Annotated in this window: 14 protein-coding genes and 3 pseudogenes; 5 read left to right on the top strand and 12 right to left on the bottom strand. The window is 64.2% G+C overall.

The genetic code is table 11. The features are described 5' to 3' along the window. Positions 1-147 (top strand): annotated as a pseudogene (locus CWC60_RS20710) (IS630 family transposase); the annotation flags it as partial. Between the two features lie 17 nt (positions 148-164). Here CWC60_RS20710 and cysG read toward each other — a convergent pair. From cysG to CWC60_RS20665, 9 genes are all read right to left on the bottom strand, one after another. Continuing rightward, on the bottom strand, positions 165-1,670 hold the full coding sequence (cysG, locus tag CWC60_RS20705) for a siroheme synthase CysG (RefSeq protein ID WP_109795836.1): 1,506 nt from the start codon (positions 1,668-1,670) through the stop codon (positions 165-167). Next, a complete protein-coding gene (locus tag CWC60_RS20700) occupies positions 1,645-4,305 on the bottom strand; it encodes a nitrate reductase (protein ID WP_109795835.1) in 2,661 nt (886 codons plus the stop codon). Before CWC60_RS20700 ends, cysG begins: the two co-directional genes overlap by 26 nt. Next, positions 4,298-4,654, bottom strand: coding sequence for a nitrite reductase small subunit NirD (nirD, locus tag CWC60_RS20695; protein ID WP_109795834.1), 357 nt, complete (start codon positions 4,652-4,654; stop codon positions 4,298-4,300). Before nirD ends, CWC60_RS20700 begins: the two co-directional genes overlap by 8 nt. Next, complete coding sequence (gene nirB / locus CWC60_RS20690) at positions 4,654-7,125, bottom strand: nitrite reductase large subunit NirB (RefSeq protein WP_109795833.1); 2,472 nt, start codon at positions 7,123-7,125, stop codon at positions 4,654-4,656. Before nirB ends, nirD begins: the two co-directional genes overlap by 1 nt. After that, positions 7,125-8,858, bottom strand: coding sequence for an ABC transporter ATP-binding protein (locus CWC60_RS20685; RefSeq protein WP_109795832.1), 1,734 nt, complete (start codon positions 8,856-8,858; stop codon positions 7,125-7,127). Before CWC60_RS20685 ends, nirB begins: the two co-directional genes overlap by 1 nt. A 13-nt stretch (positions 8,859-8,871) precedes the next feature. Further along, positions 8,872-9,957 carry an ABC transporter permease gene (locus CWC60_RS20680; protein ID WP_109795831.1) on the bottom strand — a complete coding sequence of 362 codons (1,086 nt, stop codon included), beginning with the start codon at positions 9,955-9,957 and terminating at the stop codon, positions 8,872-8,874. A gap of 92 nt (positions 9,958-10,049) precedes the next feature. After that, positions 10,050-11,384, bottom strand: a complete 1,335-nt coding sequence (locus CWC60_RS20675; RefSeq protein WP_420891178.1) for a CmpA/NrtA family ABC transporter substrate-binding protein — start codon at positions 11,382-11,384, stop codon at positions 10,050-10,052. Between the two features lie 388 nt (positions 11,385-11,772). Next, positions 11,773-12,981: a CmpA/NrtA family ABC transporter substrate-binding protein gene (locus CWC60_RS20670; RefSeq protein ID WP_164516667.1), complete on the bottom strand. Its 1,209-nt coding sequence runs from the start codon at positions 12,979-12,981 to the stop codon at positions 11,773-11,775. A gap of 121 nt (positions 12,982-13,102) precedes the next feature. Further along, positions 13,103-13,690, bottom strand: coding sequence for an ANTAR domain-containing response regulator (locus CWC60_RS20665; RefSeq protein WP_109795828.1), 588 nt, complete (start codon positions 13,688-13,690; stop codon positions 13,103-13,105). Positions 13,691-14,022: 332 nt separating this feature from the next. Between CWC60_RS20665 and CWC60_RS24440 the strand changes: the two are divergent. After that, positions 14,023-15,522, top strand: a pseudogene (locus tag CWC60_RS24440) (peroxidase family protein); the annotation flags it as partial. Between the two features lie 535 nt (positions 15,523-16,057). Continuing rightward, positions 16,058-16,687: a YiaD family glycine zipper/OmpA-like lipoprotein gene (locus CWC60_RS20650; RefSeq protein WP_109795837.1), complete on the top strand. Its 630-nt coding sequence runs from the start codon at positions 16,058-16,060 to the stop codon at positions 16,685-16,687. A gap of 116 nt (positions 16,688-16,803) precedes the next feature. Here CWC60_RS20650 and CWC60_RS20645 read toward each other — a convergent pair whose 3' ends face one another. Next, positions 16,804-17,505, bottom strand: a complete 702-nt coding sequence (locus CWC60_RS20645; protein ID WP_206420073.1) for an extracellular catalytic domain type 1 short-chain-length polyhydroxyalkanoate depolymerase — start codon at positions 17,503-17,505, stop codon at positions 16,804-16,806. 171 nt (positions 17,506-17,676) lie between these two features. Here CWC60_RS20645 and CWC60_RS20640 point away from each other — a divergent pair, with 171 nt between their 5' ends. Further along, entirely contained in the window at positions 17,677-18,300 is a 624-nt protein-coding gene (locus CWC60_RS20640) for a hypothetical protein (protein ID WP_109795825.1), read from the top strand. A gap of 542 nt (positions 18,301-18,842) precedes the next feature. Further along, positions 18,843-19,928: a hypothetical protein gene (locus CWC60_RS23365; protein ID WP_125182844.1), complete on the top strand. Its 1,086-nt coding sequence runs from the start codon at positions 18,843-18,845 to the stop codon at positions 19,926-19,928. 19 nt (positions 19,929-19,947) lie between these two features. On the opposite strand, the gene CWC60_RS20630 is transcribed toward CWC60_RS23365, so the two are convergent. Together CWC60_RS20630 and CWC60_RS20625 are read right to left on the bottom strand one after the other, a co-directional pair. Then, positions 19,948-23,994 (bottom strand): nSTAND1 domain-containing NTPase, encoded by a 4,047-nt coding sequence (locus CWC60_RS20630; protein WP_164516666.1) that lies wholly within the window; start codon positions 23,992-23,994, stop codon positions 19,948-19,950. 398 nt (positions 23,995-24,392) lie between these two features. Next, positions 24,393-24,511, bottom strand: a pseudogene (locus CWC60_RS20625) (IS110 family transposase); the annotation flags it as partial.

Below are 24,511 nucleotides of genomic sequence, written 5' to 3'. Positions count from 1 at the left end.
CGGCTCAAGCGGGGCGTCTTCCGCTCCGTCGCCAACCTCCAGGCCACCATCAACCGCTTCGTCACCGAGCACAACGAACAACCCAAGCCGTTCGTCTGGACCGCCGATCTCGACAGGATCATCGCCGCTGTCAGGCGCGGGCACTAAACGTTAGATTCGATCCACTAGTCTTGGGCGACTTTGCCACCAAGCCGGCCGGCTATTGAGGCGGAGCGGAGGCTGACGGCAAGCATGACATCTTGAGGGATGGAAGCTTCTGATCGGCAAGATGCGCCATTACCCGTCCAGAGCGTCTCCAGCACGCGCCCGGCCAAGATCAGGCAAGGCGCGTCGCCATCCAGTTCCCGAGCCGCCGCCGCCGCGGCGGATAGCGTGGTGTGACGCCACTCCTCTCCGAGCCGCGAGATGTCGACACCAATCGCGACCGGCAGGGTCGGGTCCGCGCCTTCGGAGATGGCCCGCGAGGCAAGATCCGCCATGCGCCCGCGTCCCATGTAGAGCGCAACGGTCGTCGAACCGCCGCTCAGCGCATGCCAGTCGATTTCCGCAGTTTCGTCATTACGGCCATGGCCGGCAGCGAACAGCACCTGACGCCCCATGCGGCGGTCGGTGAGCGTGAGGCCGAGGCTGGCCGCGGCCGCGGATGCCGCGGTGACCCCAGGCACGAACTCGAACGCGATTCCCAAGGCCCTCAGCGCGGCCGCTTCCTCCCCGCCTCGACTGAAGAAGGCCGGATCGCCGGATTTCAGACGCACGACATGTTTTCCCTCTCCGGCGAAGCGGATCATCAGACGGTTGATCTCGTCCTGCTTGCACGAGGGCCGGCCACCGCGCTTGCCAACTGGCAGCCGTTTCGCCTCCCGCCGGGCCAGTTCCAGGATCTCCGGTGCGACCAGTGCGTCGAACAGGATCACGTCGGCGTCCTGCAGAGCACGGATCGCCTTCTGCGTCAGCAGGTCCGGGTCGCCCGGACCCGCTCCCACCAGTGTGACGCGGCCGCCGGCCCCACCGCCGGTGCGTAGGGTTTCGAACTCTTCCTGCGCCGGACCGGCCGGTTGGGTGAGCGCGCAGTCGGCGAAACGCCGCCAGAACGCCCGCCGCAGGCTGGGCAGCTCGATCTCCCGCTTCACCCGGGGCCGGAGCCGGCGCGCCAGTTCCGCCCACTTCCCGAGGGCGCGCGGCAACAGCCCCTCGATCCGGCTGCGAATGCGCTGGCCCAGGACCGGCGCCGCACCATCGGTGGAAATGCCGATGACGACCGGCGATCGATTGACAATCGATCCGAACTGGACCGTGCAGAGCGCTGGCTGGTCGATCTGGTTGATCGGAACGCCCGAGGCACGGGCGTCGTCATACAGGGACTGCGCCTCGGTCTCGTCGGTCAGGTCGGCGACGATCATCGCATAGTCGGACAGCCGCATGCGGGCGCACTCGAGGTCGATCCGTCCAAGGCCATGGCGAGCGGCTAGAGCCGCCACCTCTTCTGAAAGCACCGACGCGGCAATGACGGGCTGCGCGCCGGCGGCCAGCAGCAGTTCCAGCTTCCATGCCATTGCTTCGGTGCCACCGGCGGCGAGCACGGCCCTGCCATCCAGCTTGAAGAACAGCGGCAGTACCGCGAGTTGCCCGATCCGATCCAGATTGTCAGACGGTTTCTGTCGCCACGCCATGATCCAGCATCCTCTTGATCTCGCTCAGGCAGGAACCGCAGCCGGTGCCCGCTCGGGTTCGGCGGCCGACCTCGACCATGGTCGTGGCACCGCCTTCGATGGCGGCGCGGATAGCGTTGGCGCCGATGCCGTTGCAGGCGCAGATGAGCGCGCCGGCGGCACATGACGCGCCACCCGGGCGGCCTGCCAGCAGGGCGGTGTGCCCGGCTGCGTCGGTGATCGCCCGGTCGAGGCAACCGGCCAGCCAGTTCCGCTCGACTGCGACCGGGGTGCGCGCGGCGAAGAACAGGCCCACGGGACGGTCGCCCCGGAAGATGACCAGACGATAGCTGCCGCCCCGCTCGTCGCGATACTGCAGCCGCGTCGCCTCCGGCGCCGCGGACAGACCCAGCAGCGCGGTGGCCCCGGCCTCGCCCGGTATGGCGTCGAGCCCTGCGCATTCCATGCGGAACCCGCCTTCGGTCCGCGCCAGTGCCCAGTAGGCAAGCCCCGCTGCCGCCGGACGCTCCACGCTGACCGCGAAGCCGTACCAGCCTGGCCGGAAGACCGAGAAACGGACAGTGCCGGATTTCAGCGCCGGCTGTCCGGACACCGGATCCGTGATGCTCTCGATCAGCGCGTCAACACGCGCCGCGCCGGACCATGGGCCGCTCCAGTGCATCGGCATGAACAGGCTGCCGCGACGCTGAGCATCTGTGATCAGGGCCCGGGCCACAACCCGGCCGAAAGCGTTCTCGAGCACCACCAGATCAGCCGGCTGGACATCATGGTGCCCCGCGTCTACCGGATGGATCTCGACAAATGGCTCGGCCAGGTGGCGCGAAAGGCGCGGTGCTCGACCGGTGCGCGTCATGGTGTGCCACTGGTCTCGGATGCGGCCGGTGTTCAGATGAAACGCATGGGCGGGAGATTGTCCGGCAGGCGTGGCGACGAAGCGGGCACGGCCATTGGCAGTGAAGAATCCGCCCTCCGCGAAGAAACGTTCCTGCCCGCCGTTGCCGGCATGCCGAACCGGCCATTGTACCGGCTGGAGGGCGTCGTAGCCCGCCGGTGTCAGCCCGGTCAGTCCGCTCAGATCGAAGTCGCGGCTACCGTGATTGCCATGTGCCGAAAGCGCGGCGAACTCCCGGAAGACATCCGCCGGCCCGTCGTAGTCGAAGGCCGCGCCGAAACCCATTTCCCGGGCGACGTCGCGGATGATGAGCCAGTCGGGGCGCGCCAGGCCGGGACAGGCGGAAAAGGCACGCTGGCGGCTTATACGGCGTTCCGAGTTGGTGACGGTGCCGTCCTTCTCGCCCCAGGCCGCGGCGGGCAAGAGGACATCCGCCAGCGCGGTAGTGTCGGTGTGGCGTTCCACGTCGGAAACCACGACGAAGGAACATTTTTCCAGAGCACGGCGGACTCGGTCAGCCTCCGGCAGGGACACCACGGGGTTGGTCGCCATGATCCAGACAGCCTTAATCCTGCCGTCCTCGATCGCGCGGAACAGGTCGACCGCCTTGAGTCCGGCCGTGTCGGGAACCGCCGGTGCATCCCAGAAATTCTGCACCAGCGCACGATGATCGACATCGTCCAGTTCCATGTGACAGGCGAGCTGATTGGCCAGACCGCCAACTTCCCTCCCGCCCATGGCATTGGGCTGGCCAGTGACGGAGAACGGTCCCATGCCGGGCCGCCCGATCCGTCCGGTGAACAGATGGCAGTTGATGATTGCGTTGACCCGATCGGTGCCGTCGACGGCCTGGTTGACGCCCTGGCTGTAGACCGTGACCGCCTGCTCCGTCCCTGCGAACAGTGCGTAGAATGCCGCAAGTTGGTGCTGCGATACGCCGGTCGCCGTCTCGATTGCGGCCAGGTCGTCATCCGCCGCCGCCAGCGCCGCTTCCAGACCGTCGGTGTGGCGTGCGACGAAGCCGACGTCGATGCAGCCCTCGGCGTGAAGCCAGTGCAGCAGGCCGTTGAAAAGGGCCACGTCGCCACCCGGCCGGATCCGCAGGTGCAGGTCGGCCAGTTCCGCCGTCGCCGTCCGGCGCGGATCAATGGCGACGATCTTCATTTCGGGCCGCGCCTCCCGGGCCACCAGCAGGCGCTGGAACAGGACCGGATGGCACCACGCCAGGTTCGAACCTGTAAGAACCACTAGGTCGGCTTTGTCCAGATCGTCATAGCAGCCGGGCACAGTGTCGGAACCGAAGGCCCGCCGGTGGCCGGCCACGGAGGACGCCATGCAAAGCCGCGAGTTGGTGTCGATATTCGCCGAGCCGATGAAGCCCTTCATCAGCTTGTTGGCAACGTAGTAGTCCTCGGTCAGCAGCTGGCCCGAGATGTAGAAGGCAACGGAGTCCGGCCCGTGCTCGGCGATGGTTTCGCGAAACCGCTCGGCGACCCGGCGGATGGCGGCGCGCCAGGCTACGCGCCGACCGTCCATTTCCGGGTAGAGCAGCCTGCCCTCCAGGCCCAGGGTCTCGGCCAGGGCCGCCCCCTTGGAGCAGAGGCGGCCATAGTTGGCGGGATGATCCGGATCGCCCGTCACTTCGATCCCCCCGTCGCCGCGACGGCGCACCAGCACGCCGCATCCGACCCCGCAATAGGGGCAAGTGGTGCGGACCGGCGGGAATGCGCCGCTGTCAGCCATCCGCCGGCTCCATGCCCAGACGCAGGCATTCCTGGCCGACCAGCACGCGACCGTTGGAGACCTTCGCGGAGTAGGTCGCGACCTGGCCCTCATCCGCGCCCATCGCCTCGCCGGTCTCCAGGCTGATGACCCAGTTGTGCAGCGGACAGGTGACCGCCGCGCCGTGGACGATGCCCTGGCTGAGCGGACCGGCCTTGTGCGGGCAGCGGTCATCCAGCGCAAAGACCTGATCGTCATTGGTGCGGAACAGCGCAATGCAGCCGCCAGCCACCTTCAGCACCCGGCCGCCCCGGCGCGGGATATCGTTCAGGGCGGCGATGTCGAGCCATTTCTCGGTGGTGAGTTTCATCAGGTGACGGCCTCCAGCTTCGGGCCCTCGAGGGGCGTGAACTCGTGTGAATCCCGGCCCGCCGCGCGTTCGCTCCACGGATCGGACTGGGCGAAGCGCTGGGAGAAGACGAAGCGTTCGTAAAGGTCCCGGCGGTTGTCCGCGTCCTCGACCACGGCCGCCTGGACATGGTCCATGCCGACCCGGGCCAGCCATTTGTGCATGCGGTCGAGGTAGTGCGCTTCCTGGCGATAGAGCTGCAGCAGGGCGGCGCAGTGCTCCAGCACGTCCTCTTCAGCCACCACCTTGCAGAGAAGCTGGGTCGCCTTGACCTCCATGCCGGCCGCGCCGGCAAAATGGAGTTCGAACCCGCTGTCGACGCAGACGACGCCGAAGTCCTTTACTGTCGCCTCCGCGCAGTTCCGGGGGCAGCCGGACACGGCCATCTTCACCTTGTGCGGCGTCCACGCGCCCCACAGGAAGCGCTCCATCTGGACGCCCAGCGAGACCGAGGCCTGGGTGCCGAAGCGACACCATTCATTGCCGACGCATGTCTTCACCGTGCGCAGCGCCTTACCGTAGGCGTGGCCGGAGACAAGACCGGCGGCATTCAAGTCTGCCCAGACCGCCGGCAGGTCTTCCTTCTTCACGCCCAGCAGGTCGATGCGCTGGCCGCCGGTGACCTTGACCGTCGGGATGGCGAACTTGTCGGCCACGTCGGCGATGGCGCGCAGCTCGGTCGGATTGGTGATCCCGCCCCACATGCGCGGCACGACCGAATAGGTGCCGTCCTTCTGGATATTGGCGTGAACGCGCTCGTTGATGAAGCGCGACTGCTGATCGTCGACATAGATGCCGGGCCAGGTGGCGAGCAGGTAGTAGTTCAGCGCCGGGCGGCACTTCGCGCAGCCGCAGCTCGTTTTCCACTGCAGTTCCTGCATCACCGCCGGGATCGACATCAACTCCTTGGCTGCGATCAGGCGACGCACCTCGCCATGGCCGAGATCGGTGCAGGGACACATCCCATCCGCCACCGCCCGGGCGAAGTCTCCGCCAAGGCTTAGCTCCAGCAACTGCTCCACCAGACCGGTGCAGGATCCGCATGAGGACGAGGCCTTGGTCGTGGCGCGGACGCCGTCCAGCGTGGCCTGCCCGCCCTCGATGGCCGATACGATCCGGCTCTTGCAGACGCCGTTGCAGCCGCAGATTTCCGCGTCATCCGGTAAGGCTGCAACGGCCGCCATAGGGTCCAGCGGACCAGCTCCCGCGAAGCCCTGACCGAAGATCAGGGTCTCGCGCATTTCGGAGATGTCGGTGCCGTTCTTGATATGCTGGAAGAACCAGGGCCCGTCGGCAGTGTCGCCGTAGAGAACCGCGCCGATGATGCGGTTCTCCTGCAGCACCAGCCGCTTGTAGATGGAGTGTGCGGCATCGCGCAGCACGATCTCTTCGCGGTCATCGCCCTCGGCGAGCTCGCCCGCCGAATAGAGGTCGACGCCCGTCACCTTCAGCTTGGTGGCGGTGAGCGAGCCCCGATAGGCCAGGCCGTCATCGCCCGCCAGGCCGGCGCCGACGGTTTTCGCCATCTCGTAAAGCGGCGCGACCAGGCCGTAGCACTGGCCGCGATGCTCGACGCATTCGCCGACGGCGTAGATCGCCGGGTCCGACGTGCGCATCAGGTCGTCGACCAGCAGGCCGCGATTGACCTCCAACCCGGCATCCTTCGCGAGGTCGACGTTCGGCTTGATGCCGACGGCCATGACGACAATGTCGGCCGGGATCTCGCGGCCGTCGTCCAGCCTGACGGCGCGAACGGCGCCAGCGGCGCCGGCGATCTCGTGGGTGTTGGCGCGGGTCACGACCTCGATGCCGCGGGCCTCGATCGCCTTCTGCAGCAGGTAGCCGGCGCTCTGGTCCAGCTGTCGTTCCATCAGCGTGGGCATCAGGTGCAGCACGGTCACATCCATGCCGCGCGCCTTCAGGCCGGCCGCCGCCTCCAGGCCCAGCAGGCCGCCGCCGATGACGACCGCCCGGCCGCCCTTCTCCGCCGCCGCCAGCATGGCCTCGACGTCGTCCAGATCGCGGTAGGTGAGCACGCCGTCCAGATCGTGGCCGGGCACCGGGATGATGAAGGGCTGCGAGCCGGTGGCGACGATCAACCTGTCATAGTCTGCGACCGTGCCCACGGCGGAGATGACTTTCCGCTCGTCCCGGTTGATGGCGATAACCTTCTCGCCGCGGATCAGTTCGACCCCGTTCGCCGCGTACCACGCGTCGTCGTGGATCAGGATCTCCTCGTAGGTCTTTTCGCCCGAGAGCACCGGCGAGAGCATGATCCGGTTGTAGTTCACGCGCGGCTCGGCGTTGAACACGGTCACCCGGTAACGGTCCCGCTCGCGCTCGAACAGTTCCTCCAGGACGCGGCCCGCCGCCATGCCGTTCCCGATCACGACGAGCCTTTCCCGGTTGTCGGTCTTCGTACTGTCAACCATTACGCGGCCTCCTCGACTTTCGAGCCGTTCTCCGGGTCCTTCTCTTCGCCGGCAGGCGCGGTGTTGGCGCCGCCTTCGTACTCCTCGAGGAAGGTCAGAAGCTGCTCGCGGTAGCGGTAGTAGTCGGAGTGCTCCAGAAGCGCCTTGCGGGTGCGTGGGCGCGGCAGGTCCACCTCCATGATGCGGCCGATCCGGGCGTTGGGGCCGTTGGTCATCATCACCACCCGGTCGGCCAGCAGGATTGCCTCGTCGACGTCGTGGGTGACGCAGATCGCGGTGACCTTGGTGCGCTTCCAGACATCCATCAGGACCTCCTGCAGCTCCCAACGCGTCAGGCTGTCGAGCATGCCGAAGGGCTCGTCCAGCAGCAGCAGCTTGGGGGAGAGGGCGAAGGCCCGGGCGATGCCGACGCGCTGCTTCATGCCGTTGGAAAGGTCGGCGGCGAGGCGGTCCATCGCGTCGGAGAGCCCGACGCGCGAGAGGTAGTACTCGACGATGTCGGAGCGCTCCGCGGTCGACGCCTTCGGATAGACCCGCTCGACACCGATGGAGACGTTCTCCCGCGCGGTCAGCCAGGGCATCAGGCTCGGTGCCTGGAAGACCACGGCCCGTTCCGGACCGGCGCCCGCGATCTCCCGGCCGTCGAGAATGACGCCGCCGGAGGAGATGGGGTTCAGGCCCGCGGTCATCGACAGCACCGTCGACTTGCCGCAACCCGAATGGCCGATGAGCGAGATGAACTCGCCCTTCTTCATCTTCATCTCGAAGCCGTCGACGACCGTCAGCTGCCCCGTCGGCGTCGGATAGACCTTCTTCAGGTTGACGAATTCCAGGTAACGGTCCTCGCGCGGGCTGTCGGCCGCCTCCAGCCAGGCCTCCGGCGGCCGGTCGCCGGTCTCCTCCTGGGTGATGGGGACCACGTTGGGAAGCACGAGATCGTCCTTGGCGCTGGCGCCGCGCTCCAGTCCCACCTTCATCAAGTACTGGGTGATCTCGGCTCGCAGCGTCTTGAAACCCGCATCGTGGTTCATCGCTGTGCGCTCGCGGGGGCGCGGCAGGTCCACCTTGAAGGGCGGGCCCAGCGTCGCCTTCGGTCCCGGGTTGAGCGGGACGATGCGGTCGGCAAGCAGGAGCGCCTCGTCCACGTCATTGGTGATCAAGACCACCGTGCGCCGTTCCTGCGACCAGATGCGGATGATCTCGTCCTGCAGCTTGGCGCGGGTCAGCGCATCCAGCGCCGACAGCGGCTCGTCGAGCAGCAGGATCTCCGGGCTCATGGCCAGCGCCCTGGCGACGGCCACACGCTGGCGCATGCCGCCCGAGAGCTCGGCGGGCTTGCGGTCAGTCGCGTGGTCAAGACCGACCATCTCGATATAGCGCCGCGTGCGCGCCCGCCGTTCGGCCCGGCTCTCCCGGGCGAAGACGGAATCGACGGCCAGCGCCACGTTGCCCTCGACCGACAGCCAGGGCATCAGGGAGTAGCTCTGGAAGACCACGCCCCGCTCCGGACCAGGACCGACGACCGGCGCGCCCTTCAAGCGGATCTCGCCGCCGTCGGGAGCGATCAGTCCGGCGATAGCGCTGATCAGCGTCGTCTTGCCCGAGCCGGAGAAGCCGACGACGGCGACGAACTCGCCCTCCTCGACTTCCAGGTCGATGCCGTCCAGGACCACCGTGCGCGCGGCCCCGGTGCCGTAGGACTTGGTCAGGTTCTTCAGTTCGAGAAACGCCATTGCTCCGCCCTCCTCAACGCATCGCCGAGTGGGTGAACATGGTCTGCAGCGCCAGCATCAGCCGATCCAGCAGGAAGCCAATGATGCCGATGGTGAAGACCGCGACCATGATCCGGGCCAGCGAGGACGACGAGCCGTTCTGGAACTCGTCCCAGACGAATTTCCCCAGACCCGGGTTCTGGGCCAGCATCTCGGCGGCGATCAGGACCATCCAGCCGACGCCCAGCGACAGCCGAAGGCCGGTGAAGATCAGCGGCATGGCCGCGGGCAGCACAAGCTTGAAGACCTGCTTCGACCAGGAAAGCTGGAGGACCCGGCCCACATTCATCAGGTCCCGGTCGATCGACGCGACCCCGTGGGCGGTATTGATCAGGGTCGGCCAGAGCGAACAGAGCGTCACGGTGATGGCCGAGATGACGAAGGACTTCGGGAACATGTCGCTGTTGCCGACGTAGACCGCGGAGACGACCATGGTCACGATCGGCAGCCAGGCCAGTGGCGAGACAGGCTTGAAGATCTGGATCAGCGGATTGACGCCGGCGTTCACCGCCCTCGAGAGGCCGCAGACGATGCCGAGGGGCACCGCCACCAGGGTCGCCAGCAGGAAGCCGAAGCCCACCGTCACCAGGCTGGTCCAGATCTGGTCCAGATAGGTCGGCGCGCCGGTGTAGTCGCGCCACTTGATGCGCTCCTCCTTGCCCTCGGCGGCCCATCGCGCATTGCGGTCCTCCTGGCGCTGCATGAAGGCCTCTCCCTTCTCGCGTTCGCGCACGTGATCGGCGTAGAGCACCTCGACTTGCTCCCAGACCTCGGCCGGGCCCGGCACGGCGCCGAGCGATGTGTTGACCAGCGGCGCCGTCTGCGCCCAGGCGAAGAGGAACAGCAGCACGCCTAGCAGAGGCAGGCCGAGGCCGCGGCCGAACTCCCTGAGCTGGTGACCGGCGGGCTCGCCTGCCGCGATCTTCAGTAGCGGGGTGACCCAGCCCAGGGCCAGCATGTTGAGGTAGGCATCGGCGCGGCCGATCCAGGTGAACAGCCGCTCGGTGCGGCGTCGGCGCGCCTCGTTGGCGGCATTATCGATCTCGCTGACTGTACTCATCTTGGGAACTCTCTCTGCTGTCCGGTTGGATCGGCTGGCCAGGGCGCAGGCGGCCCCTTGGGGACCGCCCGCCATCTTCACCGGCCGCTGGCTCAGCCGCCGACGACGCTATTGCCCTTCACCTGCTCCGCCCCCTTCAGGCCGATCGGGAACTGCTTCAGGTAGTCGTTGGGCGCGCGGCCATCGAAGGTGACGCCGTCAATGAACTCGGCCTGCGGCGCGCGGTAGCCGTCGGTGTCCCAGGGGAAGTCGGACTCGTCGACATGGCCTTCCTCGACCAGCATCCGCGCAGCTTCCAGGTAAATGTCGGGGCGGTAGACCTTGCGGGCGACCTCGTCATACCAGCCGTCCGGCTTGCCCTCGGTGATCTGGCCCCAGCGGCGCATCTGGGTCAGGTACCAGACGGCGTCGGAGTAGAACGGGTAGGTCGCGTAATAGCGGTAGAAAACGTTGAAGTCCGGCACTGGCCGCTTGTCGCCCTTCTCGTATTCGAAGGTGCCGGTCATGGAGTTGGCGATGACCTCGTAGTCCGCACCGACATACTCGGAGCGCGAAAGGATCTCGACGGCCTCGGGGCGGTTCGCGTTGTCGTTCTCGTCCAGCCACCTGGCGGCGCGGATCAGCGCCTTGGTCAGGGCCAGCGTGGTCTTCGGGTATTCCTCGGCGAACTCGGCGGTAATGCCGAAGACCTTTTCTGGATTGTTTTTCCAGATCTCGTAGTCTGTGATCACCGGCACGCCGATGCCCTTGAACACGGCCTGCTGGTTCCATGGCTCGCCGACGCAGTAGCCGTGGATCGTGCCCGCCTCCAGGGTCGAGGGCATCTGCGGCGGCGGGGTCACCGACAGCAGCACGTCGGCCTGGATCTGGCCGGAGATGTTGTCGGCGGCGTAGTAGCCCGGGTGTAGCCCACCGGCAGCAAGCCAATAGCGGAGCTCGTAATTGTGGGTCGAGACGGGGAAGACCATGCCCATCTTGAATGACTTCCCCTGCTGGCGGTAGTTGTCGACGACCGGCTTCAGGTAGTCGGCCTTGATCGGATGCACCGGCTTGCCGTCATCGCGTAACGGCACGTGTTTCTTCATTTCCGCCCAAACTTCGTTGGAAACGGTGATGCCGTTGCCGTTCAGGTCCATGGAGAAGGGCGTGATGATGTGCGCCTCGGTGCCAAAGCCGATTGTTGCGGCCAGCGGCTGGCCCGCCAACATGTGGGCACCGTCCAGTTCGCCGGTGATCACCCGGTCCAGCAGGACCTTCCAGTTGGCCTGCGGCTCCAGGGTGACGAAGAGCCCCTCTTCCTCGAAATAGCCCTTCTCGTAGGCGATCGCGAGCGGCGCCATGTCGGTCAGCTTGATGAATCCGAAGGTCAGTTCGTCCTTCTCGACGTCCAGCCATTCCGCGTTCGTCGCGGCCGGCAGGCCCGCCATAGCGATGGCCGCCACCGCGAGTGCGCTCCGGCGCAGCCTCTCCAGCAAGGAATTAGCCATGTTTCTGCACTCCCAAGTCCTGTCCGGTCCGTCTGCCGGGCAGCCCGCCCGGCCTTAACCGGGCACAAAAAAAGCCGCCCACCCGTCCACCTTCCGAGTTCGGAAGCGCGTTCAGGTGGCAGCTTCGCCACGTACGGCCCTGCAATGGACCGCTATGTTCGGTGACGCCTCCGTTGGCGTCGCTCCCTTTGATGCAACCGCGATGCCAAACACGCGAACTCAGAAACCATCGCGATTTCAGAGAGTTGGCCGCGCGATCAAGATCGGAAGATCGTCAGACATGCACACCGTTTGTGCAACGCAGCACGTTTCCGTGCACAGACCCAGATCAGTTGGCGGGCATGCCAAGCTGCTTCAGATAGCCGGGAATATCGTCGGGATCGAACGCGACACCGTCGATGAAGGAACCGCCGCGTGGCGGTTCCGGCCGAGTCGATATGCCGACAGGAGCGCCGAGCAGATCGGGACGGTAGGCGGCCCGCGCCACGGCAGCCCCGTCTTCGGAATAGATCGTCTGTCTCCAGCGCACCATCTGGCTGTAGATCCAGAGCGCGCCCTCCGGATCCGGCAGGTTCAACCCACCCCCGCCGACCCGGAGAAAGTCGGGTGCAAGGCGCATCGTACCATCGGGATGGACGATCAACTCGCCTGTCAATGCCCGGCGAAGGATACGGCGCGGCGCGGCGACATTGCGGTGACGCGCCAGAAGGTCGATCAGGTTGTCGAGATTGCCGGGATCGACACACCAGTCGGCAGCCCGTTTCAGCGCCCGGAGCAGCCGCCCTAGCACGTCTGGGTGCTGCCGCGCCCAGCTCTCCTGCACCCCCAACACCTTCTCCGGTGCGTCCGGCCATATGTCGCCGCCCAGCGCGACGATCGCCGCAATGCCGGCGTCCACGGCGAGGCTCGCCCAGGGCTCGCCTACGCAGAAACCGTCGACCTGTCCGTTGCGGATGCTCTCCACCATCATCGGCGGCGGAATCACGACCAGGCGGACGTCCTCGTCTGGGTCGACGCCGGCAGAGGACAGCCAATATCGCAGTTCGTAATTATGGCTCGAAAACGGGAAGACCATGGCGAGAACGAGCTGCCGCTCCCCGCGGGCGGCGCGATCTCGGATCACCTGCGCAAGCGCCCGGCCCGCGGCCATCGGATCGCCACGCCAGTCCTCGCCCGTCGCCGACAGGTGATCGAACAGACCGCGCGCTAGCGCGATTGCGTTGCCGCCCTTGCCGAAGGCAAATGGGGCGATGATCGGCACTGTTACATGGGTGACGCCGAGGCTGGAGGCGATCGGCATCCCGGCCAGCATCTGGGCAACGTCCAGATGACCGATGTTAATGCGGTCGCGGACATTGGCCCAGGACGCCTGCCGGACAAGCTCAAGGCGAATACCGTGTTCGGCGGCGAAGCCGCGCTCGGCAGCGGCGATCAGCGGCGCGCTGTCCGCGAGCTGCATGAATCCCGCACGGACCACATTCTCGGAACCGCTGCCGGATTCGGCCATCCGGCAGGGAATGTTGTATTTCTCGCGCATCGTTCGGTTCCTCAGCCTGGTGCCGCTGGCCCGGGAGCCGGCGCGTCTGGGTGTCGCTCGAAGCGCGGCGTTGCGCATCGCGGGACGGGAGGTCGCCGTTGATCTCCCCGGAACGGACGCATCAGCCCAGCAGTTCCGACGCCGTGATCACGGAACGTGCGATCTCGGCGATTTTCTTCTTCTCGTTCATAGCCGTCTTCCGCAGCAGCGCGTAGGCAGCAGGCTCGTCGATCTTCTTCGTCCGCATCAGAATTCCCTTGGCGCGGTCGATGACCTTTCGGTCCTCCAGCGCGCCGCGCGTCTTCTCCAGTTCGTCGCGAAGCCTGGAGAAAGCGTTGAAACGGCTGATGGTCATGTCGAGGATCGGCCTGACCCGGGATTTCACCAGCCCGTCGACGATATACGCCGAAACCCCGGCCTCGACGGCCTGGTCGATCATCAATTTGTCCGAATGGTCGACGAACATCGCGATTGGCCGGCGGACATCTCGGCTGACCTGGAACATCTGCTCCAGCACGTCGCGGCTGTGGTCCTCCAGGTCGATGAGGATCACATCGGGATCGATGGCGAATATGCGCGACAGCAGATCGGAGGTGCTGGAGATCAGCGTGATCTCCACCTCGCCCGCCTCTTCCAGGCCGTCCACCAGAATGGCCGCCCGGATGGGGTTCTGGTCGATGACCGCGACTTTCAGCGTTTCGTTCGCCATTGCGGAAAAAGAATGGTGCGTTGCACAAATTGCAGTCAAGTGCTTTCGGTGACCGAATAGTGATCAGGTGCTCAGCGACAGGAGGAATCCGCCCGCAACACCTGAACCTTGTCGGCGGATGCGGGCCGAAAGCGATGTCGTCTCACTTCGTGAGCTTGCCAAGCGCGAACGGCTCGATAGCAGTGACGTCCGCAGGGCGCTCAACCTCGCCTACCGGGCACCGCGCATCGTCGAGGCCGTCCTCGACGGGCGGCAGCCTGCGGAGCATTCCCGACGTGGCGGTCCGGTTTGACCCGAGAAGGTCGGTGACGCCAGCGACACGCTGACGCTGGTACTCGAGGCGTCTGTCCTGGGCCGACCTGCTGGTCCTCGCCGGCACCGTCGCCATCGACGACATGGGCGGGCCGGTCTTCGGCTTCGCGGGCGGCCGCAAGGACGTCTACGAGCCCGAACACACTTATTGGGGCACCGAGGAGCAATGGGTCGGCGACGGCGCCCAGGCCCGCATGGGCGAGGATGCCGGCAAGGCGCTCGAGAACCCGCTGGCCGCGGTGCAGATGGGCCTCATCTACGTCAACCCGAAGGGGCCGGCGGCAGTCCCGACCCGCTGGCATCGGCGAAGGAAATCCGCGAGACCTTTTCTCGCATGGCGATGAGCGACGAGGAGACCGTCGCCCTGACCGCCGGCGGCCACACCTTCGGCAAGTGCCACGGCGCTGGCGATGCTTCGAAGGTCGGCGCCACCCCGGAGGGCGCCGACGTCGCCCAGCAGGGCCGCGGCTGGACCTGCGGGCACGAAAGCGGCATGGGCGATCACACCATCACCAGCGGCCTGGAAGGCGCCTGGACCCCGACGCCCATCCAGTGGAGCATGAACTATTTCCGCGTGCTCTTCGAATACGGCTACGACCTGGTCAAGAGCCCGGCCGGCGCGCGGCAATGGCAGCCGAAGAACCAGAAGGAGGAGGACAAGGCGCCCGGGGCGCACCGTCCCGACCGCCGCCTGCCGACCATGATGACCACCGCCGACATGGCGCTGAAGGAAGATCCGGGCTTCCGCGAGATTTCCCAGCGCTTCTACAACAACCCCGACGAATTCGCCGATGCCTTCGCGCGCGCCTGGTACAAGCTGACCCACCGCGACATGGGGCCGAAGGTCCGCTACCTGGGCCCGGACGTGCCGAGTGAGGACATGATCTGGCAGGATCCCCTGCCCCAGGCCGATCACACCCCGATCGACGACGGCGACGCCGCCCGCCTGAAGGAGACGATCCTGGGCTCCGGCCATTCGGTCTCCGAGCTGGTCAAGGCGGGCTGGGCCCTCGGCCTCCATTTACCGCCGCTCCGACCATCGCGGCGGCGCCAACGGGGCCCGCATCCGCTTTGCGCCGCAGCGGACCTGGCATGTCAACAACCGCGCCGACCTGCTCGGCCTGACAGCGCCGGAGATGACGGTGCTGGTCGGCGGCTTGCGCGTCCTTGGCGCCAACGCCGGCAACACGATGCACGGCGTGCTTACCGATCGGATGGGCCAGCTCACCAACGACTTCTTCGTCAACCTGCTCGACATGGGCACTGCCTGGAAGCAGGTCGATGACGAAAGCGACGAGGTCTTCGTCGGCACGCAGCGCGAGAGCGGCGAGGAGAAATGGACGGCGACGCGGACCGACCTCGCGTTCGGCGCCAATTCGCAGCTACGGGCCCTGTGCGAAGTCTATGCCGGGGCCGATGCCGGGCCGATGTTCGTGGAGCATTTCGTCAAGGCATGGACCAAGGTCATGGACGCCGACCGCTTCGACCTGCGCTACGCGAAGTACCACAAGGCGGCCTGACACCATCTGGCATCGTAGGGACCCGGCGGCGACGCCGGGTCCCTCTTCAAAAAGCGCCGCAACGCAGGAATTGCCGATTGGCGGCAGATCGCAGCGTGAAACCAGGCGCCTTCAGCGACCGCGGCGGCCCATCAAATTTGGTCTGACAACGCCGGTGATTTGGCCACCAAGCCCTGCGATGTGAAGGCGTTTACGAACGCTTGCGACGCCTTCGTTCGGATCGTTCGGCAGGCCTGTTTCACCGCCGAGGCAGGCTGAAATGTGCGGTCCGGGGCTCGCGGAAACCGGTCGCGAGTTGTCAGCCGCCCGCAGCGGCGGAACTGCCGCTCGCGCGTTGGCTTCCCGTATCTGAGCGAAACAGCGGCTCAGCTCATCGTCCCGGCTTTCGTTCAGTTCGCAGCAAGGTTGGGACTGCCATCTCGTCAAGTTCCGAGCGCTGGAGGGGCCTTAAGCGATGGCAAACAGACATATAGACACGAACATTATCGAAATCGGGCGAAGCCTGAAACGCATCGCGGTCATCTGCGGTATCGGCATGCTGGGACTGACGGCGTGCACGTCGATCGACCCCTACACGCGGGAGAAGAAGATCAGCAATACCACCTGGGGCGCCGGGATCGGAGCACTGGCCGGCGCAACGGTCGGAGCGCTGAGCGGGGACGAGTCGAAGGAACGGCGCAAGCGGGCATTGATCGGCGCTGGTCTGGGCGCTGTGGCCGGCGGGGGTGTCGGCTACTACATGGACCGGCAGGAGGCCAAGCTTCGCGAGACGCTTCAGGGCACCGGCGTCAGCGTGACCCGGGTGGAGAACGAAATCATTCTGAACATGCCGGGCAACATCACATTTGCCACGGATAGTGCCGATATCAACGCCGGCTTCTACGATGTGCTTCAGTCGGTTGTGCTCGTGGTTCGGGAATTCAGGAAGACCCTGATCGTCGTCGAGGGTCACACCGACAGCACCGGACCCGATGCCTACAACCAGGACCTCTCGGAAAGACGCGCCGACAGCGTGGCCAGGTTCCTGATATCGTCTGACGTGGACAGCCGCCGCATCATCGCAGGCGGGTTCGGGGAAACCCGGCCTGTTGCGCCGAATTCGACGATCGGGGGGCGTGCGCAGAACCGTCGCGTGGAAATCACCTTGTCTCCGTTGACCCATTAAGCGGCGCCTCACATGGCCCGAAGGCGCTGACGGGGGATACCCTTGAGGGTCTTCAGCCGCCTGGCGAAGTTGCAGGCCGATTCCGTCGGCGGGGTGCCGTCCGGCCACCGTTCCCGCTACTGCGTCAGGCCCCAGAAATGAGCTATGTGGCGGGTCGACGAAATGCCGACCTCCAGCATGCACTTGCCTTCTTCGCCGAGGCCTTCGTCGCCCCCGGCTCTGATCGGCGTGCCGTGGCCCATGCTGCCGATGAGGAACTCCTCGATGACCTCCCGCCCGCCTGCGTTGCGCCAGACCCGCCGGGGAAAGCCGTCGACCGTTGCAATCTGGGTCGGCATGCCTTCGACCTTGTGGATCTTCTGCCACTGCCGGACGATCGAATCGGCGTTGGAACTGTCGACGACCATGTCGCTGTCGCCATGCCAGACCGAGATCGTCGGCCAGTGGCCGGTGGATTTCGAGGCCCCGCGCACAAGGGCGTCGAGTTCCAGGTCCGAGGGGCCGCCATAGCCCTTCATGCGAAAGATCGCCTCCATCAGGGTGTCCGCGCTGCGGTAGGGCAACCCGGCGATGATCGCGCCGCCTGCGAACACCTCCGGGTAGGTCGCCAGCATCACCGAGGTCATGGCGCCGCCCGAGGACAGCCCCGTTATGAAGACGCGCGACGGGTCGATGGCATGATCGTCGACGACCTGCCCGATCATCTGGCGAATGGAGAGCGGTTCGCCACAGCCGCGGCGGCTATCGCTCCGCCTGAACCAGTTGAAGCCGCCCAGGGCGTTGTTGGCCCGTTTCTGCTCCGGAAACAGGAGCGCCACCCCGCACTCATCCCTGGGCGGGCTGACGCCCGCTGAGTGCCGGTCGCTCCCGCAACAGATCGGCTCTGCGACCGGCACTCTCGCAAACCACCGACCCATCAGCTATCAAACGGAAGGACTCTCGTTCTGAACGAGGGAGCCAAGGGGCTCAGACCACGGGATGGAAAGGCGTTGATTGCCGAAGCCGACTCCGGCGGTAACCTGCTCAACGTTGTCGCATTGCTGCTTGCGGCAGCCTGTGCCGTGGGATTCTTCTGGTTCTTGCGGAAAAACATGCTGTTTGGCCTCGCCTTCGCTCTCGCGGGAGCGGCCGTGCTGGCTGCGCCGGTCGTACTCGACTTGCGGTCCACCCGGTCCGACCGGCCGTTCATGCTCGTCATCGCCAACGACCGGATTTCCGAAACAGGCTTCCTGACACGGGAAGCCTTCAAAGGGGGCCGATATCACAGTCCCGACAACCGTACCTACCGCCTCGAACGCGAACCTGAATGGCCGTCGGCCGCGACATTGATCGTGAATGACAGTCCCCGATTGCTCACTGTCCGACGTTTTCTGTACCTCGCCCGTCCGTCGCAATACGCCGATTCCCCCTTGATGGCGGTGGTTTTCCCAGGCGGCCAGGCGGTCATCCGTGGTTATCCCTACGCCATGCAGAACGAGGGTACGGCACCCCCGGAGACCCTGAAATCATCGCAGTTGGGCGAGAGCATCGACATCGTCTATCGAACACTCGAGCCCTACGATCCCGCCATTCACGGCACGCCATCCGAGCTGACGTCGGCAGTGCAGCCCTGATTGTTCCCCGTCATCGCCCGGAAAGGGGCTACCGGAAACGCTGCCATCGCGGCATCAGTTGCGTCCTCTCGTCCTGCGGAGTGGCGAACGGATCGAACTGGCGGGTCGCGGGTTGGCGGGGCATGGACATTTCTCCGTGTCCGTCGTCAGATAAAATAGGCGTCCCGACGTGATGTCCGTTAGGAAATCACATCAAAATGGCCCAAAGGCGCTGACGGGGGACAACCGGCGTGCGCGGAGGCGAATTTCCGCAGCGTGGCGCGAGTGGTTAAAAACCGGATCGGCAGGCCCTGACGATTTTCAGTTGAATGCTTCTTCCGGTATCGTTATGATTATTCGTTAACCTTAGAAGAGTGCGAGATATGCGCAAACTAGGACGGATCAAAATTGTTACTGGAGCACTTGCAATTGCACTTGCAATGTTCGGCTTCATGTTAACGAATGGTGCAATCGGTGAGCCGAATGAGGGGCCCAAGGAGCCTGATAAACAGGACAGCAGCGGGCCACTCTCTGTCAAGATTGGCCTCTGACACAAAACTGGCTTGAAATTACCGATTCTCATAGCGGTCCTGTTTGTGGCCGCAACGGGATGTATTTTTTCGGCCGCCTTAAACGCTTCGAGCGTTTCTTTGAAGCCTGACGGTGTGGCAATCGTCTATTATGCCAACGACACGCTTTCGACTATCGAAAGTGAGCCCAATTATCGTCGACTTTTCACCCTTCTCGATAGGTCGAACAGCGAATTTGCGAAAGACCTACGCCGGGCACTGAAAAACGACCTCGACTACTTCCCGAACGCGGTGCGCCGCGAAATCGCAACGCTGCAAGCCTTCGCGCGATTACATGACGTGCCGCTCGCAGTTTTCACCAACGGAACTGCGCGGCGTGGCGTATTCAGGTTAACCGACGGTCTCCGAGGCACACGTGAGCAATCTTTCAATGTGTCGCTCACTGAGGATGATCCCGTCTTTGGAGCCGCGCCGCTGGCGCGTGCCGTAAATCTCAGAGCGGCACTGGAGACTGTCGGGTCGATGGCCCTTTTTTCCGGCCGACCGCTGATCCTCGTGACGAAATCCCATGGCACCCAGGATCTTGCCATGATGCCGAGGGTTAGTGTCGACTACACGAAAGTGCCGGAAGCTGAGTTTCTTAGGCTGCTTTCACCCGAGGCGCCCGATGACGCCGTCGCCCCGGACTGGGCGACAATGCAAGGCATTAGTAAAAGCGACTACTGGGAGGCGATCGAAGCCGCCTCAAATTTGCATGATCTCGACATCGCAGTCGTGTTTAGGGATGCTTGCGCAAGCGGGCTGTCTGGCTTTGGCGAGCTGGTCGAATATCCTGCATCGGTCCGCCTGTTGGCGCATAGTGGGGCGAGTCCGATCTACTTCGATCAAGTTGATTATGCTGGTGTCTTCGCACCGATGAGTCCGAGTTCCGATGTCCTCGCAACGCTCCGCATTCGATTCCCGGAATACGGGATCGAGGTTCATGATCGAAACGAAGCTTGGTCCCAAGTACTCCGCATGCAGGCTGAACGGTACTTCCCCCTCGCACTTTTCTTGCCGTTTATTTTCTGGTGCATATGGGTTTTCAACCCCGTCGGCGGGACGAAGCGGGGGCGTTAGCGGGTTCTCTATCCGAAAACTAACGGCAAGCGGGCAAATGCACGTCGCGCATCGGAGCGCTCGCAGCGACAAACCTGTCCGGACTACCGGGAGGCAGTTCGGGATTGAGCCGAATACGGGATCCATTTAACTCGAAAGCCGGAAGCGCTGGTGACCTCGACCCCGGTGACGCCCCGAGACGTGCGAGTTCGAGAAGGCGGACGAGACCGTCTTCTCCGTCGTAGGCGAGAAAGCGACCAACAGAATCAATACTGAAAGGGCCTCGAACGCCGACGGAAGCCGACAGAATGGCTTCGCGCTCCCAGGCGTCTGTTCGCCAAACTGTTGTTGATCGGGTCTCGTCGCCGACGAATAAGCGGTCTCCTGACGGGGTGAATTTCAGGCGGCTGACATTGCTCGGTGCCTTGACATTCAGCGTGACTGGATTTCCTGTGCGCCAGTCGACGGCATAGATCGATTTGGAGAGCCCTCCCGCAAAAAGTCTCGCAGTGCCGGGCTGAAATGCCACTTGCCAAATCGGGCCGCCATCACCCAGCCGCCAAGCGCCATTCGCAGCGCCGGTGCCGGCGTCCCAGACACGAACCTGGCCATCTTCGCCGGCTGATGCCACGACCGATCCGGTACTGTCAGTAGCAAGGTCCCAAACCCGTCCCTTATGGCCCTTCAGGTCGTCATGGCGCCGCCAGCCATCGGTCGACCAGCGACCGATATCCTTATCAAGGGCGGCGAGGAGATATCGACCGTCAAGTGTGAACAGCAGATTTCGGACATTGCGCTTTGCGATATCGAGTGAACCTGCCGGTGCACAATCGATCGTGTGCCAGAGTCGGATCTGGTTCGATTCTGCCCCGTCTTCATTTCCGGCAGTGGCGAACAGAGTTCCGTCCGGATGTATCGCGAGGGCCCAGATCCAGCCGGCATGAGGTCCGGTGCTACATTGCTGACGGAACCAGCCACGATCGTCGCGTAAAAAGACTTTGGCTGCAGCGTCTCTGCCACCCACCGCGAGGAGGTCGCCCTTCTTGTCAAAATCCGCAGTCAGCGCTTCGAACTGGTCACCCTGCACAGATTCAAAGATGGGTAACGGCGTACGACCCGGTGACATCCGGACGGTACCATCGTAGCTCGCGGTGGCCCGGGTGCCATCCTCGCTGATAGCAAGCTGCCGAACCCAATGCTCGTGGATGTCAGCACTAACGACAAACCGTCCGGTCTCGGTATTCCAGAAGTTGATGTTTCCGCTCCAGGAGGAGGTCGCCAGCCACATCCCATCAGGCGTAAAAACGATGTTCCAGGAACGCTCTTGTGGACCGTGTAAGATTTGTGTCGATGCATCTTTTGTCAGTGGCAACAACAGCACTTCGCCGCCAACACCAATGGCTGCCAGACGCTCGCTTCGGGGATCGAACGAAATACTCACGATGCCGTTGATTTGTGTCTCAACTCGCCGGATAAGCTTCCAGTCCGACGTTCGTCTTAAGTAGATTGCCCCAGACTGATCGGCGTAGCCGAGCCAGTTGCCGTCGGGACTGAAGCGCACCGTCTGGCCGTAGCCACTGAGTTGATCGAAGACTTCAACGGATTTCGCTGATTCGGCGTTCCAGACGCGGACGGAGCGGTCGAGACTGGCCGAAGCAAGTATCGGGCGGCTGGGATGAAATGCGACGTCGCGTACTGGGGCCTCATGGCCACAGAGCCGCGCCGCTTCGTCCGTCCCTGCGGTCCATAGCCCGACAGTTGAATCGGAACTGGCAGAGGCGAGCCAACGGCCATCCGGCGAAAAATCTATGGCACCGATAAATCTGTCGTGACCAGAAATCCTCGCCTTCAGGATGTCCCGGGTCGGATCAAAAACCCGGACCTCAACATCCTCTGTTGCGACGGCAAGCGTCTGCCGGTCCGCTCCCCAGGCGATGGACGTTGCCCCTGTGCCGATTTGCAGGACACGTTCATCGACCATTGTCGCCGGCCCGGTAATCCGGTGAATGGCACGCGCCCTCAGGTAGGAGTCACTACCCGGGGCCAAAGGCGATCCCGATGCACTTCGGCCGGCCATCGGGAGTTCGCCCAAAGCAAGTGCGCTGGTGATGTGGGCGCGCGTTGGTCGCTCTGCAACAAGCAGTGCCTCAGCTTCGGTCAACAATGCCAGGCCAAGATTGCGATCCGACAAACGACGGCTTTCTTCGGCCGCCTGCCACTGAAACAGTGCGATGACCGACAGCGCGGCAAAGACGACGCCGGCGGAAATTCCGCCAAAGGTCAGCGCGTTGCGTAGCCTGTTCCGCTTACGCTGTGCGCGGTCGGCGGCTTCCGCGCTCGCCTCGATGAAGGCGCGTTCGTCGACCCCGAGGGAATCTCCGAACTCGGCATTCCACACTCGCGCGCGGTCTAGCATAAGACCGTGGAGAAGGGCCGCCGGCTTGTCTTCGGCGTCAGCGATTTTCCAGTCAGACATGGCCTGCACAATTCGTTCGCGCCCAAGCAGGAATTCCTGTTCCTGCTCAATCCAACCACGTAGCAGCGGCCATTTGCGAAGAACTGCCTCGTGTGTGACCTCAATCCAGTCAGCATTATCTTCACGTCGAACAGTCAGGACCCGTGCCTTGATTAGTCGTTCGAGCGCTGGGCGCGACTGGGCAGGCAGGCTCTCGAGCCGGGCGGCGCGGCGGACAAAATTACCGTCCTGATCAATCCGGACGAGGTTCGGCACAAAGGCACGCCGCAGCGCATCGAGGTCGATTTCGCTCAACCTGGCATCTGCGACAGCTGTGTCCGCAGCTTCGCGCACCGCATTCTCAATCGGGGTAAGGCCGCGCGCGCGGTCACCCAACGCTTCGTATGCTGCAAGCGTCAACGTTGTCACCGACCCCAGTTGCTCGTGCAGGGTTCTAAGGCTGAAGGCGAGCAGAGGCAGGGCGTCGGGAGACTGAGCGTCACGCATTGCGGCCGCGATCAAAGCGTCTTCGACTTCCAATCCCGCCACTAGCGCGGGCCCCCGAATGATCTCGCCAACTTTTTCGATCGGCAACGGCTTCAAAGACAGCTCCTCGTCTAGGGAGCCAATGGCCGGTGAAGCCTGCCACTGATCGAGAAAGTCGGAGCGCATCGCCATGAGGAAGATGATCGGGAGATCCGCCGACGAAACTTCTGTCAGCAGCTCCAGGAACGCTTCACGCTCGCGTTCGTCCGCGACTGTGAACAGTTCCTCGACAGGATCTACGATGACAAGCAGATGCGCCGCCGGCGCCCGTCGTTTGTGCCGCACCTCCTCTACAAGATCGTCGAAGAATTCTTCCGTACCAACTTCCTGCAATCGGTCGCGCAGCAGTCGCGAACGCTCCCCGTCGCTCAACTCGACCGCGATCTGGCGGATCAGGTTCCTGACCGGTCTTGTTTCAGGTCGAACCGGGCCCAGCAATATCCAGTTGGAGGAATCCCGGCGCAGGCGTGGGATAACCCCGGCATGGAGGACGGAAGACTTGCCTGCGCCCGACGCAGCGAGGAGCAACTGGATGCGCGGGCCGCCCTGTGCGCGGCGCGCATTCAACCGTTCGATGATCCGACGGATGTCGTCATCACGTCCGAAGAAGATGGCCGCATCTTCTTCCGCAAAGGACAGCATGCCAGGGAAAGGTGAGCGCGTTCCGTCCCACTGGAAACCACCTTGCGTGTTCAACGCGACTTCCGTCAGCGAGCGCCTCAGGCGTTCAAACCCGCCCTCGAATTCATGTGTGATGTCAATGCTCTGGATGTCCGAAGCGAAGAACTGATCGCCGATCGGCGAAAATATGACCGGAAAAATTGACTTTCCCAAAGCACGAGCTTGGGTGAACTCGGCAAAACACCAATTGCTCGCCAGCCAGTTGGGCGTCAGCACCAGGACAATCGCCTGAGCGCGCTGGATTTCACTGTAGAGCCTTCGTTCCCAATTTTCGCCGGGCCAGACGCCTTCACCTTCATCGAAATCAAGAAAAATATTGTCGAAGCCAGCCTTGGCCAGCTCGTTCTTAAGCCGCTCGGCGACCTCACCGTCCTTGCTCGAATGACTGATGAAGACTCGGGCCAACCGAAGGCCCTCCCATTCCGGATCTATGCCCAATCTGCCTATAGGCATCGCGAAGTGATTAGCTTAGCCAACCGGATGGTAGTACGCCAACGTTGGGCATTGTCATGTGTGGACGTATATGGACCCCGCCTGATTGCAACGATTTGGTTGGCTCTGGATCGGAGATCGCAATTGCGGACGTATATCCGGCTTCGTTGAGCGGCCCGAACATTCGTCGCCGCGAGCCCCGATGGATTTCCGCGTGCTTCCTCCTCAATGCCCCCGAGACATCGGCCCCTGCCGTGCCGGTCCACACATCAGGTTCTGGAAGCGATGGGAGCGACCCTTTCACCATCCCCAGCCAGGTTGCTGCAATATTCCGTCGATGGCCTTCCGCTTATGGCTGAAGCGCCGCCGGTTCAGCCTGCGACCGCGGCTCGTAGCGGTCGATATTCGGCATCATGCGCCAGGACCGACCAGACGATCCGGGCGTTCTTGTTGGCGAGCGCAACAGCGACGACATTCGGGTGCCGCCGTT

The organism is Minwuia thermotolerans (assembly GCF_002924445.1).
Classification (GTDB): domain Bacteria; phylum Pseudomonadota; class Alphaproteobacteria; order Minwuiales; family Minwuiaceae; genus Minwuia; species Minwuia thermotolerans.
Note: the sequence above shows the minus strand (reverse complement) of the source record. Positions and strands in the feature narration are given on the sequence as shown.